The sequence below is a fragment of the Pedobacter sp. AC190 genome (genome assembly GCF_979258025.1).
Map to the genome: position 1 here is coordinate 4441398 of NZ_OZ409824.1, position 16364 is coordinate 4457761.

A 16364-nucleotide genomic window follows, 5' to 3' on the forward strand; every position below is an offset into this window, starting at 1 on the left:
TTACACATTCGGAAGAACCCGATATGTTTAATTGAAATGTTTTTTTTGAATTTGCGCTCGTCTGTTTTTTTCATTTGAATGGATTTTAATTAATACTACTTATCAGATTAGCGGGCAAAAAAAAAGCACCCCGTAAATCAGAAGTGCTCCACTTATTGTGTGGGTTTATCGCAACTGACTTAACTACCCGACATTCCTGCCAGATGGAATTAGCACCATTTCCTCATAGTAAGGATGGTTGCTAAGGTTTCGTAGGGCCATTCCCTCCACCTTTCTTGATAAGTATTTTAAAATAACTGGCGCAAAGATATAATTAATCACATATACTCTATAGTTTTTATAGATTTTTTTATAAATATTTTTTCTTTGGGAAATAGCTCCTTATATTTGTCGACTAAATTAGTAGATAAAAATATCCCAATGTATAATAAATCCCTATATATTCCCTTTGCAATTGCTTTTGCAATTCCATCGATTAGCTTTGCCCAAGGGCAAAAGGCCGAATCTATTGTTCATGCAGATGCACAAGCGCATAAAAATCAAAACCAAAAATCTGCCGCATTTTCGCCGAATGGAAACTGGAGGGGTGTATTTAAAATTAAACCCGACCTTGACATTCCATTTAATTTTGAGATAAAAGATAAAGACGGCCTGAAAAAACTGTATTTCAGAAATGCAGAAGAAAGCTTTGAAGGTGGAGTGATTAAGCAGACGGCAGATTCTATTTTTGTAAAAATTGATCAGTTTGATAACGAACTTGCACTTGGCATTAATGGCAATACCCTTAACGGCAGTTTAAGAAAACAAAATGGTACGGGCAAAGCCACACAAATTTCTGCTGAGAAAAAAGATTACCGTTTTGAGCCAAATGGTAAGGCTGCAGCGGGTAATTATTCTGGCAGTTACGATGTGATTTTTAAATCTCCCGATGGGAAAGAAGAGAAGACTGTTGGTTTGTTTAAGCAAACTGGCAATAAAATTACTGGAACTTTCCTACGTGTAACGGGCGATTCACGTTATTTGGAAGGAACTGTTCAGGGAAATGAATTTCAACTTTCAGCATTTATCGGCTCTTCCCCTTCTTATTACAAAGGAAAATTTGAATCGGATGGAACTCTAACTGGTGAAATTTTAAGCGCAAGAGGAAGTCAGCCATTTACGGGAGTTAAAAATAAAGATGCTGCGCTTCCAGATGCATACAAATTAACCTATCTGAAAGAAGGTTATAAAACTCTAGATTTTTCTTTACCTGATGTAAACGGGAAGAAAATTTCGTTGAAGGATGATAAGTATAAAAACAAAGTAGTTGTATTAACGATTACTGGCAGTTGGTGCCCAAATTGTATTGATGAAGCTGGTTTTATTGCACCTTGGTATAAAGAAAATAAAAAACGAGGCGTAGAAGTAATCGCTCTTCATTATGAGCGTCAAACCGATGCAGAATATGCTAAAAAAGCATTAACAAATTTCCGAAATCGTTTTGGAATTGAATATGACCAGGTAATTGCGGGCAAGGCTGATAAGCAAGCTGTTGCCGAGTCTCTTCCGGCTTTAAATTCATTTGTATCTTTTCCTACAACCATTTTTATTGATAAGAGTGGTAATGTAGCTAAAATACACACAGGCTATAATGGACCAGCAACGGGTAAGTTTTACGATGAGTTTGTCAAGGAATTTAACAGCGAAATTGATGAACTGCTGAAAAAGTAGCTGGTATAACCGCTAGCGATCATCTGTTTGTAATTCATCATTGCGAAGCACAAAAATCCTAATTTGATGGTTTTCCTTTTAAGAATGCTTCTAACCTTGCAATGACTAAAGTTTATCCATTTTGCTTGCACATTCAAATAAATTAAAAAGGTTTGTTTCGATATCGAAACAAACCTTTTTTATAAGCGTTAATTTATAAAATATTTTGAGAAACTATTTCTGATTAAGAAAGATGCTTTGATAAGTCTTCGATTTTTTCGCAGCCAACCTGATCCATTACTTGCTTAAGCTGAGTTTTAAGCATCGACATGGTATGATTTCCTCCTTTATCACCCAATGCACCAACTCCATACATAAAGGTTCTACCTAAAAAAGTAAATTCTGCACCAGCAGAAATTGTTCTGGCAATATCCGGACCTGAGCGAATTCCACTATCCATCATCACTTTAATTTTATCTTTATACTGCGATGCAATTTGAATTAACGGCTTAATAGCAGATTGGCCAGCATCTAATTGTCGGCCACCATGGTTGGAAACGATAATTCCATCCAAACCTAAATTAATCGCCATTTGTGTATCTTCCTCTGTTGCAACACCTTTCAAAACCAATTTACCTTTCCATTTATCTCTAATAGAAGCAATCCTGTCGGCATTTAATCTGCCCGAAAAGGTTCTATTCATATACAAACCAAGTTGTTTCATATTTAAACCTTTTGGCATATATGGTTTCATGGTTTCGAAAGCAGGTTGGCCATGAAATAAAGTTCTTAATGCCCATTCAGGTCTACCAACAATTTGCAACATATTTCTAACCGACATTTTTGGTGGCATAGCTAAGCCGTTACGAATATCCCTCGGTCTGAAACCAAAACTTGGTACATCACAAAGAATAACCAAAACCTTACAACCAGAAGCTTCTGCCCTATTAATTATATCATCTTTTATCAATTCTTCTGCTGGATGATATAACTGATACCAGGCATTACCTTCTGTAATTTCCATAATTCTTTCAATCGAAGCCGTACTAACCGTACTCAAAATGAAAGGAATGTTATGCTCAAAAGCAGCTTTTGCTAAAATTTCTGGTGCATTTGGCCATATTAAGCCTTGTAAACCTACAGGAGCAACACCAAAAGGGGCATCATAAGTATGCCCGAAAAGTTCTGTTTTTAACGATGCTTCTTTAAAATCTTTCAGATAATAAGGTAAAAGTTCTAAAGCTCTGATGTCATCTGTATTGCGAAACAGATTTACATCTTCATTACAACCACCATCCAAATATTCAAAAGCAAAACGTGGCATTTTCGATTTTGCTTTATTTCTTAAATCATCTACAGATGGGTAATCACTATTGTATATCCAACTCATGGGTATATTTATTATTTAGGCTTCAATACTTCGCTGCAAAGCGGAGTAGTATTTTAATTGAATAATATCACTCGGTGCAGGGTTTTCATTCCAGGCATCGTGAATGGCTAAAGCAGTACCTATTGAGGTAGCTTGCGATACCGAAGAAGCGTAAACTTCTATATCTGGGATTGCGGTTGCCAACAGATGCATGTAAATTGCATTTCTTCCAAATCCACCATCTACAAAAATTCTTTTTACACCTTGATTTAGAATTAGTTTTAAAGAGTAAACCTGTTGCTTTACTAAATCTAAAATTAATTGATGATAAGCTTCTTCGGCAGTTTTAAAAAGATTTAAATCTCGATCTGGAAATGCAGAATTAGCCGAAAATTCAGTCTTGATTACCGCATTTTCAGGGATTTTATTTGCGAGATTTAAAACTAAACCAGCGTTAAACTTTAAGTGCTTAAATAAATAAGCTGCCCGATCAAAATGCTCTGCAATTCTTTTCAATTGAACCTCATGCTCGTAACCTGCAAAAATCCTTGAGGCTTTAACTCCTTTTCCTTTAAAATGCATATAACAAAGGCAATCTTGCTTAAGTTCTTTTTCTGTTAAAACATCTTGATTAAAAGGATTTAAACTAATGCACCAAGTTCCGGTAGAAAGCAGAACAAATGGTGTTGTAAAATTTGCAAGATATGGTATTAAAGCTGCAGAACTATCGTGTAAACCTACACCAACATTAAATTCTTTACCTTCAAAAGTTGCTTTAACACTAGAATCAGCGGGTGTAAATTCTCCGAATTTTTCAATGAGTCCTTCAGCAGATACCCATTTATGGTACTCGTTTTTACCAAAATCCCATAGCTGCGTATGGCAACCAATACTGGTAATATCGCTCATACCTTTACCTGTAATCAGATAACTTAGATATTGTGGCAAATGAAGGGCATACTTTACCTTATCAAAAATTTCAGGTTTTTCCTTTTTTAAACGATAAAGCTGCATTCCTGAATTCAGACTACCTAAAATTGGCGATGCTGTTTCTAACGAAATTTTTTCTTCACCACCATAAGTAGAATAAAACTCTTTTTTTAATTCTTCGGGATACTCCTTTAAATAATTATAAAGCGGCGTAAGTGGTTCGCCTTTTTCATCAAGATAAACAAAACTAGCGCCGTAAGTAGAAAAATTAATCGCCTTAATATCGTATTCTTTAAGTTGTAAAACCTGATTTAAAGAATCGAAAACCGAAGAGCGAAGACTTTCCAAATTCTCGCAAACTTCTCCATCCTCATCTTTTGTTTCTACAAAACGGGCCGAACGCTCGTAAACGATGTTGTAATTTTCATCGATTAAAAACAATTTTTTGTTTGTTTTTCCTACATCAAATATAGCTACAACAGCTTTGGGCATCTTTATTTCTCCTAAATTATAATCCTGTTGCAATTGTATTTAAACCTCTTGTGTTAACTAAATTTTTTCTGCAATCTAAATCACGATATAAACTAATTGGCGATAATGCTGCTCCAGTTCTTAATCTAGCTTCGGCAACCAACGCTCTCAAATCGCTACGGAAAGTATTTTGAAGAATTTCTTGTGCAGCAGCAACATCGTTATTATCCTGAGCAGCATTTAAAGCTTTTCTATCAACCAATAATGCCTGTGCATAAGCAATCATAATCGCTTCTACCGATTGTAATAAATCTTCTAACGGATCTTTCACATTATGAGAAGCATCGATCATCCAGCCTAAATCTTTTGCATGATTCATTCCTTTTGCATCCATTCCCTCCACAAGTTCGTTAAAAATTAAGAACAATTGATAAGGCTTAATACTTCCAGCAGTTAAATCATCATCTCCGTATTTAGAATCGTTGAAATGGAAACCACCCAGTTTACCTTCCATTAAAAGTAACGATACGATCTGCTCGATATTTGCATTTGGTAAATGGTGACCTAAATCTACCAGCGTGTAAGCTTTTTTACCCAATTTATTTGCATAAAGTAACGATTGTCCCCAATCGCCAACAGTTGTAGAATAGAAGTTTGGTTCGAAAGCTTTATACTCGACAAACATTTTCCAGTCTTCTGGCAAAGCCGAATAAATTTCCTGTAAACTTTCTAAAGTATTTTCAAAAGCCTTGCGAAAATTTAATTGTCCTGGAAAACAAGAACCATCTGCTAACCAAACCGTTAAAGCATTTGACCCTAAAGCTACACCTTGTTTTATTACTTCGATATTGTGTTCAATTGCTTGTTTACGAACTGCTTTATTTACATTTTGAAGGGAGCCAAATTTATAGCTGTGTGCCGAACCCGCCTGATCCTGAAAAGTGTTGGAGTTCATGGCATCGAAGGTTAAACCATAACCTGAAGCTAAACTTTTTAAAGCATCGGCATTTTGAGGTATATCCCATGGAATATGTAAAGAAATTGCGCCACTTGCACCGTTTAAAGCATGAAGTAAACCTACATCCTCAATTTTTTCTTCTATGGTGCGCGGCTCGCCACCAGTAATGGCGAAGCGTCCAAAACGTGTTCCTCCAGTACCTAAAGCCCAGCTTGGTATCGCGATTTGAAAATCGACAAGTTTTTGAATTATGCTTTCTAAATCAACATGCGACCACTCTTCTTTTAAAAAATTAAGCTTACGCTGATGCGAACTTATAAGGGAATCGTTATGTTTTTCTAATTGGTTCTGTTCGATATTCATCGCAATATTTGGTTAATACAACTCGTAAAATACAAGCCGTGGTTAGGTAATTTATTCTTTTTTGTTTCGAAAATATTTCACTTTAAAAGTTATTTCGGCCCGCAATGAGCCACGGGCCAGTGAAACAACTTACTAAAACTAACTTTATTATCGTACAAATGCCATGGCTACACCGCCATCAACGTTTAAAACGTTTCCTGTCGATTTTTGAAGCAAACCGCCAACAAAAGCGAAACATGCATTTGCAATATCATCAGGTAAAATAATTTGATTTAACAAAGTACGCTTTGCATAATAAGCAGGTAATTCTGCAACGGTAACTCCATAAGCTTTGGCTCTACCTTCTGCCCATCCGCCAGCCCAGATGTTACTATCGCTAATGACGGCATCTGGATTTACAACATTAACACGAATATTATCTGCGCCTAATTCTGCAGCATTTAATCTACTTAAATGCAGTTGAGCTGCTTTTGCACTTCCGTAACCTGCATTATTAGGCCCGCTTACTAATGCGTTCTTACTTACAATATTAATAATATCGCCACCAATACTTTGCTTTTGCATCGTATTTGTTGCAGCCTGAGAGATAAAAAACTGACCTTTTACCAAAACATCGTATAATAAATCCCAATCTTTTTCGGTATGATCGCCAATGGTTTTAGAAATTGATAAGCCAGCATTATTTACAACAATATCAATGCCCCCAAAAGCTAAGGCGGCAGCATCAAAAGCTGCATTAATATCTTCCTGACTGGTTACATTTAAAATTGCTGTAGCGTAAGAATCTTTACCAAATTGAGCTTTAAACTCTTCTCCAGCCGCTTCTAAGCGTTCTGCATTCATGTCGTTTAAAATCACAACGCCACCTTCTGCAACAAACTTTTTAGCAATTGCTTTTCCAATTCCACCAGCACTGCCAGTAATTAAGGCAATTTTACCAGTTAAAGGTTTTGGTTTTGGCATACGCTGAAGTTTAGCTTCTTCGAGCAACCAATATTCGATATTAAAAGCCTCTTGATGCGGTAATGAAGTATATTCAGAAACAGCTTCTGCACCTTTCATTACATTAATTGCGTTTATGTAGAATTCTGCTGCAACTCTGGCTGTTTGTTTATCCTTTGAGAAAGTAAACATACCAATACCTGGATACAAAATTACAACAGGATTGGTATCGCGAATTGCTGGACTATTGGAATGTTTACAGGTTTCGTAATAGTCTGTATACATTTTACGGTAAGCCTCAAACGCAGGCTCCAAAGTTTCTTTTAACGATTGATTATCAGATAAATCTGCATCAGCAGCTAAAGTTAAAACTAATGGACTAATCTTAGTTCTTAAGAAATGATCAGGACAGCTGGTGCCCATTGGAGCCAAACGAGATAAATCATTTGAATTTATGAATTCTAAAACACGGCTATCATCAGTAAAATGACCAATCATATGCTGTTTTGAAGAACATAAACCACGTAAAACAGGTGCTAAAGTAGCCGCTTGTTTTTTACGTTTATCAGCTTCAGCACTTTCTATTTTTTGTCCGCCAAAAACCAAACCTTTTTTACCATAGTTTTCTTCCAGATAAGCCGAGCAAATCTCAATAACATCTAAAGTATTTACATAACTTTCGTAGGCTGTATTTCCCCAGGTAAATAAACCATGCGAACCTAACATAATACCACGAATGCCTGGATTTTCATCTAAACATTTCTTTAGCGTTAAACCTAATTCAAAACCAGGTTTCTTCCATTCTACCCAACCAATTGTACCACCAAACAACTCTTGCGTAATTTTCTTTCCGTCTTTTGCTGCTGCAATTGCAATAGCTGCATCAGGGTGCAAGTGGTCGATATGTGCAAATGGTAAAAATCCGTGTAACGGTGTATCAATTGAAGGTGCTTTTGAACTTAAATCGAAAATACAGTGATTAAATAATTCAACCATTTCATCTTCATGCTCAACACCTCTATAAATGTTTTTTAAACTACGAAGACGATCTACATAAAGTGCAGCTAACCCACTTTTCTTTAAAGTACCTAAATCGCCCCCCGAACCTTTAACCCACATTACTTCGGTTTCTGAACCTGTAAGCGGATCTTTTTCTAATAATTTACATGAGGTATTACCTCCGCCGTAATTGGTTAATCGTAAATCGGCACCTAATAAATTGGAGCGATAAATTAACAATGCAACTTCATCGCCAGCTAATTTTGCGGCCTCTTCTTCATCCCATAAGTAACTTACGTACTTATAATTTGTTTCTTTAACAGACATGTATATTAATATTTTACTTTTTTAAAATTATTTAATTGAATTGCCGTACCCAACAATAAGTACAGATACGATAATGGTTAAAATGCCCGCAAAAACGGTGTACATAGTTTTTTTCGACACGCCTTTCCACTCTTTTAAAATTAAACCCCATACGTTTGCAATTAAAATGATGAATGCCATGTGCAAAATCCAAGAACTGGCGCCATTACCCATTTTACTTTCGCCCATGCCGTAAAAGAAAAACTGTAAAAACCAGGTTGTACCAGCAAGTGCCGAAAAGATGTAATTTTTTAGGAGTGGCGTGCTCGATTTTGTATAATCGCCGAAGGTTTTATTACGGGCGTTAAGAATCATACACCAAATAAAATTAGTAGATAAACCACCCCAAAGAACAACAACATAAGTTACATTATTCTGAAAAAGAAAATTTCCAGTTTCCGAAGGATTAGCAGCCTTCCAGATTGCATTTGCAGCATCGGCCATTGGTTTACCCGCCTCAATACCGAAATTAAAACAAGCACTTAAAACACCTGATACGATTCCAACGAATAAGCCTAAACCAAATTTAAACTCGGTTTTCACTTCCATTCCATGTGGATCAGTAACGTCAGCTTTAATTTCTTTTTCTTTCATCATCCCTGCTTTTCCACAGATTATGATACCCAATACGCAAACAATAAGTCCGAGCATAACCATTCTTCCCCAATCTGTTTGCAAGAACATAGTGAAAGTATCTTTACCAGCTTGAGGAAAGAAATCGAAGTAAATTGATGGTAAAATAGAACCTAACACCATGCATAATCCTAAGATAATACTGCTTCCAAGGGATACACCAAGGTAACGAACACCTAAGCCATAGGTTAAACCACCTATTCCCCACAGTATCCCGAAGAAATAAGTTAATAATAAAATTTTGCCGTTTGTACTGGCTATTATATCTGTAAAGTTCGGAATGGTTAAAAATGCAGCTAAAGGGGGAACAATTAACCACGAGAATACGCCACCAACAATCCAATAGCTTTCCCAGGCCCAGCCTTTAACTTTTTTATACGGAATGTAGAAACTACCGGAGGCAAAACCGCCGATGAAATGAAAGATTACGCCTAAAATTGCTTGCATTATAATTGGTTTTATATTTGGTTTTCGAAAGTATCGATTGATTCAAACTTAACTGTTATGTACTGTCATGCTGCATAAGAAATGTGTTTTATTATATTTGAGAAATTTAATTCCTGAACCGTGAAGTCTGATAGTTTAATTAGCCATATCCTTATTGACGAATATTCTGCAACCCCAAAGTATAAGCAGCTGGTAAATGCAATTTTGTATGCTATTGAAACTGGAAAAATTGAGAAAGGAAATTTGCTCCCTTCAATAAATGAACTCAGTTTTGTTTTAGAAATATCAAGAGATACAGCTGAAAAAGGATATCGGAGATTGCGCAAGTTGGGTGTTATCGAATCCATTCCAGGCAAAGGCTATTTTGTAATCAACACCGATTTTTCGAGAAAATTAAAAATCTGTTTGCTTTTTAATAAGCTCAGTACCCATAAAAAAATCATTTATGATTCGTTTACAAAAGCAATTGGCGAGCAAGCCGCGATAGATTTATATGTTTATAATAACGACTTTTCACTTTTCAGAAGTTTATTAAATAATAAGAAAGACGACTATACCCACTATGTTATCATTCCTCATTTTAACGAGGGCGACGAAAAAGCACAGGATCTAATCAATGCAATACCAAGAGAAAAACTGGTTATTTTAGACAAATTACTTCCCGGGATTTCTGGAGATTATGCAGCTGTTTACGAAAATTTCGCATTAGACATTTACAATGCCTTAGAACAAGCACTTGTCCCGCTTTCTAAATACGATACATTAAAAATTATCTTCCCGAAAAGCAGTTATTTTCCTAAAGAAATATTAGACGGATTTTATAAATTTTGTCAACAATATGCCTTTAATCATCAAGTAGTAGATAAAATTATTGATGAAGAAATTAATAATGGTGAAGTTTATATCAGTTTAATGGAAGATGATTTAGTTACACTTATTGAGAAAATCATCTCGCTGGAGTTGGAAGTTGGTAAGGATGTTGGTGTAATATCATATAACGAAATACCTTTAAAAAGAATAATTCTTGATGGGATAACCACTATCTCTACAGATTTTGCAATGCTTGGAACGCAAGCTGCAAATTGTATTTTAAACAACATCACAGAAAAAATTCACGTTCCATTTTACTTGAATTTGAGGAAGTCGCTTTAGTTTCTCATAATTTCCAGCAGTTTTAAAATGATTTTCTTTCTTATCTGCGAAAATCTGCGTTCCCTATCTTTTTAATCTGCAAAAAACACCTTCAAACATCGCCCAAAATCATTGTTAAAAATTATAAACGTCAAAAACACGTTAAAATATTTTTTAATTCAAATAAATAAACGTTAATTAGACATTTATTTATTGTTAGTTATGAGCACAGCAAACTATGTAATCGGTGTAGATTACGGGACGGATTCTGTCCGCTCCGTTCTGGTAGATACCGCAAACGGAAAAGAAATTTCAGCTTCTGTATTCCTTTATCCTCGATGGCAAAAAGGTTTATATTGTAAACCTTCCCTTAACCAATTCAGGCAACATCCTTTAGATTATGTAGAAGGTTTAACCCATACAATTAAAGATTGTATTGCAAAAGCTGGCGGTGAGGCTATCGTTCCATTTATAAAAGGAATTTCTGTTGATACCACGGGTTCTAGCCCTGTTGCAGTTGATGAAACAGGAACACCACTTGCATTAAAGCCCGATTTCGCTGAAAATCCGAATGCAATGTTTGTGTTATGGAAAGATCACACAGCTGTTCAGGAAGCCGCAGAAATTAATAAACACGCCGAAAAATTTGAAGTAAATTACCTGAAGTATGTGGGTGGAATATATTCATCTGAATGGTTTTGGTCGAAATTGCTTCACATACTAAGGGTTGATACTCAAGTTAGAAAAAATACAGTTTCGTGGGTAGAACATTGCGATTGGATTCCCTTTTTACTTTCTGGTAAAACGGATGTTAAAGAAATGAAACGCAGTCGTTGTGCAGCTGGACATAAAGCTTTATGGGCAGAAGAATTTGACGGATTGCCTCCTGAAGAATTCTTTAAAACCTTAGATCCATTGTTGAAAGGATATAGAGATTTATTATTCAGAGATACTTATACATCTGATGTTTCTGCAGGAAACTTAAGCGCCGAATGGGCCGAAAAGCTTGGCCTTAATACCGACGTAGTTATTGGTGTTGGCGCTTTCGATGCACACATGGGCGCTGTTGGCGGCGAGATAGAACCCTATTATTTAAGTAAAGTAATGGGCACGAGTACTTGCGATATTTTAGTTGCTCCTAATAAAGACCTGGAAGGTAAATTAATTAACGGTATTTGCGGGCAAGTTGATGGTTCTGTTATTCCAGATATGGCTGGTTTAGAAGCTGGCCAGTCTGCGTTTGGTGATGTTTATGCCTGGTTTAAAAGTCTGATCAGCTGGCCAATCAATAATCTCTTATCAGAATCGACCATAATTGATGAGCATACCGCTAATGCTTTAAGAGAAGAACTTGAACACAAAATACTTGCAAATTTAGCTAAGCAAGCTTCAGAATTACCCGATGATGATTACTCGGAACTGGCTGTTGATTGGTTAAATGGTAGAAGAACACCCGATGCAAACCAAGAGCTAAAAGGTGCCATTACTGGTTTGGGCTTAGGTACCGATGCTCCAAGATTTTTCAGGGCGTTAGCCGCTGCAACTTGCTTTGGTGCTAAAGCAATTGTAGATCGGTTTAAGGAACAAGGCGTACCTGTTAAAGGTATTATTGGTATTGGAGGTGTGGCTAAAAAATCGCCATACATTATGCAAATGATGGCCGATGTTTTGGAAATGCCAATCCGCATACACCGTTTTGAGCACACTTGTGCTTTAGGTGCTGCCATGTTTGCGGCTGTTGTTGCAGGTATTTATCCAGATGTTGAAACGGCAATGAAAGCGATGGGAACCGGTTTCGAAAAAGAATATCATCCTAATATTAAAAAACAAAAACTTTATCGTCAGCACTATCAGCAATATTTAAGCTTGGGTAGATATTTAGAAAAGTTTAATAAAAAAGATGTAAAACCATATTTATCATGAGCAACTATCAGGATATAAAAGAGCAGGCTTATGCTGCTAATATGCAATTGCCAAAGTTAGGTTTAGTGCTTTTTACTTTTGGAAATGTAAGTGCTGCAGATAGAGAAAACGGTGTTTTTGCAATTAAACCAAGCGGAGTTCCTTATGATGAATTAACAGTTGATAGCATGGTGATTGTGGATTTCGATGGCAATACTGTTGAAGGAAACTTGCGTCCATCATCTGATACCAAAACCCACGCTGTGCTTTACAAAAACTGGGAAAACATCGGCGGTATTGTACATACACATTCTACTTATGGAACGGCTTGGGCCCAGGCACAAAGAGCCATTCCAATTTTTGGCACCACGCATGGCGACCATTTAACGGTAGATATTCCTTGTGCGCCGCCAATGGATGATGAAATGATTAAAGGAAATTATGAATATGAAACTGGTTTCCAGATTATGAATCATTTTGAGAGCCTTGGTTTAAGCTATAAAGAAGTGGAAATGATTTTAGTTGGCAACCACGCTCCTTTTACCTGGGGAAAAACAGCAGACAAAGCTGTTTACAATAGTGCTGTTTTAGAAGCAGTTGCGCAAATGGCCATACTTACCGAACAAATTAATGCGAATGCACCGAAGTTAAAGGACTCTTTAATAAAGAAACATTACGAGCGCAAACATGGCTCGGATGCTTATTACGGGCAGAAGTAGATTAGAAGTTTTTAGCACCATTTTAGGTTAAATAAACCTGATTGAAGTGAGCATGAAGGCTAATTTTTTATTAGCCGAATAAAACGAAAAGCAGGACTATCGGAACCGATAGAAAGCCGAAGCTTGCTTTTCAAATAAAATATAAAGATTATAACTAAAAATATAAGAGCAATGATTGATTTAAAAAAATTACAGGTTTGGTTTATTACGGGTACGCAGGATTTGTATGGTGAAGAAACTTTAAAACAAGTTGCGATTCATGCAGAGCAAGTTGCAAAATCGTTAAATAACAACCAAAAAATTTCAGTTTCGGTGGTTTTCAAACCAATTGTTAAAAATACCGATGAGATTTTTGAAACCCTACAAAGCGCTAATACCGATGAAAATTGTATTGGGGTTGTAACCTGGATGCACACTTTCTCGCCTGCTAAAATGTGGATTAGAGGTTTAAATGTTTTACAAAAGCCATTGCTTCATTTACATACTCAATTCAATCGCGATATTCCTTGGAATACCATTGATATGGATTTTATGAACTTAAACCAAAGTGCGCATGGCGATAGAGAATTTGGTTTTATGGTTACGCGGATGCGAAAAGATAGAAAAGTTGTTGTTGGCCATTGGGAAGATGAAGAAGTTGCTTCGCAAATTGATACCTGGTGCAGGGCTGCTGCTGGATGGCATGATTGGCAAGGCGCAAAATTTGCCCGTTTTGGTGATAATATGCGTTATGTTGCGGTAACGGATGGCGATAAGGTTGAGGCTGAAATGAAGTTTGGTTTCTCGGTAAATACTTATGGTATTGGCGATTTAGTTGCTGTAATTAATGCGGTAAGTGAAGATGATATCAAAGCTTTGGTACAAGAATACGAAGCGACTTATAATATGGCTGATGATTTGAAACCTGGTGGTGCAAGACATTCTTCAGTTTATGATGCCGCTAAAATTGAGTTAGGTTTAAGGAAATTTTTAAAAGATGGGAATTTTAAGGGTTTCTCGGATACTTTTGAAGATTTACATGGAATGATTCAGTTACCAGGAATTGCTGCGCAACGTTTAATGGCCGATGGTTATGGTTTCGCTGGTGAAGGCGATTGGAAAACTGCAGCTTTAGTTCGTGCTTGTAAAGTTATGGGCGCTGGCTTAGCAGGTGGAAATGCTTTTATGGAAGATTACACTTACCATTTCGATCCTGCAAACTCAATGGTTTTAGGTTCGCATATGTTAGAAGTTGATGCTTCGTTAGCAAAAGGTAAAGCAAGTTTAGAAGTTCATCCTTTAGGTATTGGTGGCAAGGCAGATCCAGCTCGTTTAGTTTTTAATGTTGCTGGCGGCGATGCTTTAAATGCGTCACTAATTGATATGGGCAATCGTTTCCGTTTATTGGTGAACGAAGTTAAAGCTGTTGAAGCCGAAAATGATTTACCAAACTTACCTGTAGCTCGTGTACTTTGGAAACCACTTCCTGATATGAAAACTGGTTGTGCAGCCTGGATTTATGCTGGTGGCGCGCATCACACAGCTTATAGCCAAAATTTAACAACTGAGCACTTATCTGATTTCGCAAATATTGCAGGTATTGAGTACATTAATATTGGCGCTGAAACCAAAATAAACCAATTTAGAAATGAGCTTCAATGGAACGAAGTTTTCTATAAATAATTAACTATAACCAAATTAAAACCAAATTATGAATAATTTTTCGACGGTTGATTACGCCGTTTTTATCTTTTACTTTATCCTAATCTCCAGTTATGGATTTTGGATATACAGTAAAAAGAAAAATAAAGGTACATCGGGAAGTCACGACTTCTTTCTTGCCGAAGGCTCTTTAACGTGGTGGGCCATTGGTGCCTCACTTATTGCGTCGAACATTTCTGCCGAACAATTTATTGGCATGAGTGGTCAGGGTTTTCAGGTGGGTATGGCGGTTGCAGCTTACGAATGGGTTGCCGCAATTGCATTAATTATTGTTGCAGTTTGGTTTATTCCAGTTTATCTGAAGAATAAAATCTTTACAATGCCTCAATTTTTGCAAACGAGGTATAACGAAACCGTGAGTTTAATTATGGCCATTTTCTGGTTATTCCTGTACATTTTTGTAAACCTTACCTCGATTTTATACTTAGGTTCGATTGCCATTAGCAGCATGATAGACCCTGCATATTTTAAATATATAGTTATCGGTTTGGCTGCATTCTCTTTAATTATTACGCTTGGCGGAATGAAGGTAATTGGTTTTACAGATGTAATTCAGGTTATTGTTTTAATTGCTGGCGGTTTGGTTACCACTTACATTGCCTTAACTATGGTAAGTGATCACTTTGGTTTAGGTAAAGATGCTATTGCAGGTTTTAAAATGCTGATGAAAGATTCTCCAGATCATTTTAAAATGATTTTAGACAAACCAACAGCAAACTCATCGCAAGAATATGTAAATAAATATTTAGCGCTTCCTGGTATTGCCATGTATTTTGCTGGTCAATGGATTGTGAATTTAAACTATTGGGGTTGCAACCAATACATTACACAAAGAGCGTTGGGTGCGGATTTAAAAACAGCCAGAACAGGTATTTTATTTGCAGGATTTTTAAAATTAGGTATGCCAATTATTGTAATGTTACCTGGTATTGCAGCTTATGTTTTACACAGAAATGGTGCATTGCAGCATGAAATGGCCCCAGATGGTAAAGTAATCGCAGATAATGCATACTCTGCGGTATTAACTTTTTTACCTAACGGATTAAAAGGTTTATCATTAGCAGCTTTAACAGCAGCCATTGTTGCCTCTTTAGCTGGTAAAGCAAATAGTATTTCTACAATTTGGACATTAGACATTTATAAAAAATACATCAATAAAAATGCAGACGAGAAAAAGTTAGTTGTTATTGGTCGGTTAAGCATTTTAGTGGCAATTGTAATGTCGGTAATTTTAACCTGGGATGATTTATTAGGTATAGGTGGCGAAGGTGGATTTACCTTTATCCAAAAATATACAGGCTTTATTAGCCCTGGTGTATTTGCAATGTTTCTTTTAGGGATGTTTTGGAAGCGTACTACAGGTACCGCAGCAATTGCAGGCTTAGTCACTGGATTCTTGCTTTCAGTAGTTTTCAATAATTATGCACCGATATGGTTCGGTCACGAAAACTTTTTATACACGGCTTATCTAAACAAAGATGGTATTTATGAAATTCCATTCTTAATCTGTATGGGCTTATCGTTCTTATTTACCATGATTGTAATGGTTGGATTAAGTTTATTAGGTCCTAAAGTAAATCCTAAAGCATTCGAATTAGATAAATCGATGTTTAAAGTTGCGCCATCTACACTTGTGTTGATTGTTGTAACCTTACTCTTAATTACACTCATTTATGTTAAGTTTTGGTAGCTTGTGATTAAAATAAAAAAAGGGCAATTTCTTCGTCAGAAATTGCCCTTTTTT

The 16364-nt window shown here is 36.3% G+C and carries 11 protein-coding genes and 1 riboswitch; of the genes, 6 read left to right on the forward strand and 5 right to left on the reverse strand.

The features are described from left to right. Positions 1-176: 176 nt before the first annotated feature. Positions 177-285: riboswitch (SAM riboswitch) on the reverse strand. A gap of 135 nt (positions 286-420) precedes the next feature. Continuing rightward, positions 421-1710 carry a peroxiredoxin family protein gene (locus ACZZZI_RS19545; RefSeq protein ID WP_463490853.1) on the forward strand — a complete coding sequence of 430 codons (1290 nt, stop codon included), beginning with the start codon at positions 421-423 and terminating at the stop codon, positions 1708-1710. 223 nt (positions 1711-1933) lie between these two features. On the opposite strand, the gene ACZZZI_RS19550 is transcribed toward ACZZZI_RS19545, so the two are convergent. The 5 genes from ACZZZI_RS19550 to rhaT form a co-directional block, all read right to left on the reverse strand. Further along, positions 1934-3079 (reverse strand): alpha-hydroxy acid oxidase, encoded by a 1146-nt coding sequence (locus tag ACZZZI_RS19550; protein ID WP_463490855.1) that lies wholly within the window; start codon positions 3077-3079, stop codon positions 1934-1936. Positions 3080-3094: 15 nt separating this feature from the next. Beyond that, positions 3095-4480: an FGGY-family carbohydrate kinase gene (locus ACZZZI_RS19555; protein WP_463490857.1), complete on the reverse strand. Its 1386-nt coding sequence runs from the start codon at positions 4478-4480 to the stop codon at positions 3095-3097. A 16-nt stretch (positions 4481-4496) separates the two neighbouring features. Then, positions 4497-5780 (reverse strand): sugar isomerase, encoded by a 1284-nt coding sequence (locus ACZZZI_RS19560; RefSeq protein ID WP_316758212.1) that lies wholly within the window; start codon positions 5778-5780, stop codon positions 4497-4499. 147 nt (positions 5781-5927) lie between these two features. Further along, the gene (locus ACZZZI_RS19565) at positions 5928-8048 is read right to left on the reverse strand and encodes a bifunctional aldolase/short-chain dehydrogenase (RefSeq protein WP_463490860.1); all 2121 of its coding nucleotides are present in this window, start codon (positions 8046-8048) and stop codon (positions 5928-5930) included. A 27-nt stretch (positions 8049-8075) separates the two neighbouring features. Further along, the gene (rhaT, locus tag ACZZZI_RS19570) at positions 8076-9167 is read right to left on the reverse strand and encodes an L-rhamnose/proton symporter RhaT (protein ID WP_316758208.1); all 1092 of its coding nucleotides are present in this window, start codon (positions 9165-9167) and stop codon (positions 8076-8078) included. Positions 9168-9287: 120 nt separating this feature from the next. Between rhaT and ACZZZI_RS19575 the strand changes: the two genes are divergently transcribed. The 5 genes from ACZZZI_RS19575 (at position 9288) to ACZZZI_RS19595 (ending at position 16310) form a co-directional block, all read left to right on the forward strand. After that, positions 9288-10319, forward strand: a complete 1032-nt coding sequence (locus ACZZZI_RS19575; protein WP_316758206.1) for a GntR family transcriptional regulator — start codon at positions 9288-9290, stop codon at positions 10317-10319. A gap of 201 nt (positions 10320-10520) precedes the next feature. Next, complete coding sequence (locus tag ACZZZI_RS19580) at positions 10521-12221, forward strand: ribulokinase (protein WP_463490863.1); 1701 nt, start codon at positions 10521-10523, stop codon at positions 12219-12221. Further along, the gene (locus ACZZZI_RS19585) at positions 12218-12919 is read left to right on the forward strand and encodes an L-ribulose-5-phosphate 4-epimerase (RefSeq protein ID WP_463490865.1); all 702 of its coding nucleotides are present in this window, start codon (positions 12218-12220) and stop codon (positions 12917-12919) included. The genes ACZZZI_RS19580 and ACZZZI_RS19585 overlap by 4 nt, the downstream gene beginning before the upstream one ends. A 171-nt stretch (positions 12920-13090) precedes the next feature. Beyond that, positions 13091-14581 carry an L-arabinose isomerase gene (araA, locus tag ACZZZI_RS19590; protein WP_463490867.1) on the forward strand — a complete coding sequence of 497 codons (1491 nt, stop codon included), beginning with the start codon at positions 13091-13093 and terminating at the stop codon, positions 14579-14581. 28 nt (positions 14582-14609) lie between these two features. Further along, on the forward strand, positions 14610-16310 hold the full coding sequence (locus ACZZZI_RS19595) for a sodium:solute symporter family transporter (RefSeq protein ID WP_316758198.1): 1701 nt from the start codon (positions 14610-14612) through the stop codon (positions 16308-16310). Positions 16311-16364: the final 54 nt, after the last annotated feature.

Bases quoted from the DNA above. Each gene is read 5' to 3' on its own strand.
- ACZZZI_RS19595 (WP_316758198.1), top strand. From the start codon at position 14,610: ATGAATAATTTTTCGACGGTTGATTACGCCGTTTTTATCTTTTACTTT.
- ACZZZI_RS19580 (WP_463490863.1), top strand. From the start codon at position 10,521: ATGAGCACAGCAAACTATGTAATCGGTGTAGATTACGGGACGGATTCT.
- ACZZZI_RS19555 (WP_463490857.1), bottom strand. From the start codon at position 4,480: ATGCCCAAAGCTGTTGTAGCTATATTTGATGTAGGAAAAACAAACAAA.
- ACZZZI_RS19545 (WP_463490853.1), top strand. From the start codon at position 421: ATGTATAATAAATCCCTATATATTCCCTTTGCAATTGCTTTTGCAATT.
- ACZZZI_RS19585 (WP_463490865.1), top strand. From the start codon at position 12,218: ATGAGCAACTATCAGGATATAAAAGAGCAGGCTTATGCTGCTAATATG.
- araA (WP_463490867.1), top strand. From the start codon at position 13,091: ATGATTGATTTAAAAAAATTACAGGTTTGGTTTATTACGGGTACGCAG.
- ACZZZI_RS19565 (WP_463490860.1), bottom strand. From the start codon at position 8,048: ATGTCTGTTAAAGAAACAAATTATAAGTACGTAAGTTACTTATGGGAT.
- ACZZZI_RS19560 (WP_316758212.1), bottom strand. From the start codon at position 5,780: ATGAATATCGAACAGAACCAATTAGAAAAACATAACGATTCCCTTATA.
- ACZZZI_RS19550 (WP_463490855.1), bottom strand. From the start codon at position 3,079: ATGAGTTGGATATACAATAGTGATTACCCATCTGTAGATGATTTAAGA.
- rhaT (WP_316758208.1), bottom strand. From the start codon at position 9,167: ATGCAAGCAATTTTAGGCGTAATCTTTCATTTCATCGGCGGTTTTGCC.